Origin of the sequence: Microcoleus sp. MON1_C5, from assembly GCF_036701875.1 — a bacterium.
In the GTDB taxonomy this organism is placed as follows: Bacteria; Cyanobacteriota; Cyanobacteriia; order Cyanobacteriales; family Microcoleaceae; genus Microcoleus.
The window spans coordinates 1-1963 of the sequence record NZ_JAUBRN010000147.1; the positions used below are offsets into that span (position 1 = coordinate 1).

Annotated in this window: 2 protein-coding genes; both read right to left on the reverse strand. The window is 41.1% G+C overall.

The genetic code is table 11. The annotated features are described in order from the left end of the window. Positions 1-413: 413 nt before the first annotated feature. On the reverse strand, positions 414-824 hold the full coding sequence (locus QUA71_RS29070) for a 5'-nucleotidase C-terminal domain-containing protein (RefSeq protein ID WP_333290466.1): 411 nt from the start codon (positions 822-824) through the stop codon (positions 414-416). A 93-nt stretch (positions 825-917) separates the two neighbouring features. Continuing rightward, positions 918-1892 carry a bifunctional UDP-sugar hydrolase/5'-nucleotidase gene (locus QUA71_RS29075; protein ID WP_333290468.1) on the reverse strand — a complete coding sequence of 325 codons (975 nt, stop codon included), beginning with the start codon at positions 1890-1892 and terminating at the stop codon, positions 918-920. Positions 1893-1963 lie beyond the last annotated feature (71 nt).

Below are 1963 nucleotides of genomic sequence, written 5' to 3' on the forward strand. Positions count from 1 at the left end.
ACCGTTTTTTCAGAGGGGTCTAAGGGCTATGTCCTTTATTTTATCAATGTTTTGACGGGGTTGTCACCCCGTCAACTGAAAGAGCGTAAGCGCTATCTGCCCGCTCAACAGCTTCCACAGCATACTCGTATCGGTAGGGGGATATAGCGTCAGGTTGCGGAAGCTAAGCTGCGTACTAGATTCGTATCATAAATCGATCGAGTATCTGCTCCACATCCTCAAAGTTTTCGAGAAAAAACTCCACCTCATAAATAATTGCAGTCTTATCATAGGATGTGATTTTGATCTCTGGTTCTGGTTCCGCTAATATTCCTTGTGGTGATTTGCATTAAACAGTCTTAATCTAGTTTCTTAGTGGGCAGGCATCTTGCCGGCCCAATAATCACAATCAGTGAGAACCTGCTCTGAACATTCTACTTGTAGATCAATCGACCTTCGATCTGGCTGTTGAGATTTTGATGATGGCTAAAGTATTCTTCAAGGATATTCTGGCAGGATGTTGAAACTACCTTGGGATTGTCTAATTTTGTCAATTCTTCACTTGTTAGACCTAGACTATGTAGTGAATTTTTGTAATGATATTCTTCTACACAGATAGTGTAATGAGCATCTGCTTGTACAGGTTGTCCATTAATTCTCAAAGATTCAAGCTGATTTTGGGAATCACTGTAAACTGCCTCAATACCTTGGCTGACCTGAAAACAACAACTTTCACCAGGTATTCTGTTTTCCAGTCTCATAATGTGTGCGAATATCTGGGTAAGCTGTACGCCTGTAACTTTAAGTTTATAAAGTATAGCGGTTCTCAATAAAATGAGGTACACACCGCTCGCAACTGATGCCCACGGAGGCCTATGCCCTATGCCCTATGCCCTATGCCCTATGCCCGCCAGAGCACCTCATGTTACTGAGAAAGGCTATACATCGTCGTAAGGAAAAACTTCTTTAAGATCGCTCAGTGTAACTAGCGGGCCTAATTTTGTTCTACGGATTGAACCACTTCCTATCAGAGCTACATCCAAGCTATCTAGTTGGGCAACAATATCAACGATTAAGTTACCCAATTCCGTTTCTTCTTCACGATTAGGATGGGTCAGTTTATGTGCTAAGCGACCAATCAATCGATTATATTTGCGATCGACCTCTTCTTGGAACGTCGCAATCAGCTTTTCGATTTCTGAATCGGGCTGGGCCAGATTATTATCTACAGGCAGGAGTTGCCACTTCCATTCAACGATACTGTTAGTATCGTCATCCACTACAACATCAAAGCGTCCAATTTGGTCTGTACCAATTCCAGCTTGTGCGATTAGAATATTGTTAACTTGGGCAGGTTGTTCTAAAAATGTATGAGAGTGTCCGCCAAGAATCATATCCACACCCCATTCAGGGTTTAGCATTGCTGCTAGTTTTTTATCCTCTTCAAAACCGATGTGAGTTAGCAAAATTGTTAGGTCAATGTCCTCGTTTTTGTAGGCGTCGCCAATTTTCCCAACTTCTGAGGCGGCATCTTCAAGACTTACAAATGTGCTAATACTTAGATCGCGTTTTAAGGACTTAAGAACTTCTTCAGTTACAATTCCGATGAACATAATATTGAAGCCATCTACCTTGAGGATGACATATGGATTCATCAAGCGTTTATTGTACTTTGTGATATACAAGTTGGCATTGACGATGGGAAAATTTGCCATCTTTTCCAAAAATAGTAAGTGAGGCAACCCATAATCCAATTCGTGATTCCCCAGAGTCACTACATCTGGAGCGAGGTAATTCATAATTTCTATAGTTGAAATACCTCTATATTCCTTATCAATGAGAGAACCCTGCACCATGTCACCTGAAATGACAAAAAGCACGTTTTTCTCTTCTTGGCGAACTTTATTGGTAATTGCTCAACTAGGGGAAAAAATGGAGCCATCAATAGAGAGAGCTTGTTGAATAGATTGATAAGCAGTTAAAC